Source organism: Scytonema sp. PCC 10023 (assembly GCF_963920835.1).
In the GTDB taxonomy this organism is placed as follows: domain Bacteria; phylum Cyanobacteriota; class Cyanobacteriia; order Cyanobacteriales; family Nostocaceae; genus Kalymmatonema.
Genome location: NZ_CAWUDP010000407.1, coordinates 1 through 248, shown reverse-complemented (window position 1 = coordinate 248; position 248 = coordinate 1). Strand labels below are relative to the sequence as shown.

At 49.2% G+C, this 248-nt stretch carries 1 protein-coding gene; it reads left to right on the top strand.

What is annotated here, in order from left to right:
• Positions 1 to 248, top strand: a 248-nt coding sequence (locus ACM0OZ_RS49375; RefSeq protein ID WP_414590241.1) for a tetratricopeptide repeat protein, incomplete at both ends; no start/stop codon positions are given.

Sequence of the window (248 nt, the reverse complement as noted above, 5' to 3'; positions counted from 1 at the left end):
GCGCTGGAAATGACAAAACGCCTGCTTGGGCAACAACATCCACAGGTGGCAACTATTTTGAATAATCTGGCAGGGCTATACCACAATCAAGGACGCTACAGTGAAGCCGAAGCCCTGTATCGCCAAGCACTGGAAATGAGAAAACGCCTGGTGGGGGAACAACATCCCTCTGTGGTATCTAGTTTGAATAATCTGGCATTGCTGTACCAAAATCAAGGACGCTACAGTGAAGCCGAACCCCTGTATCG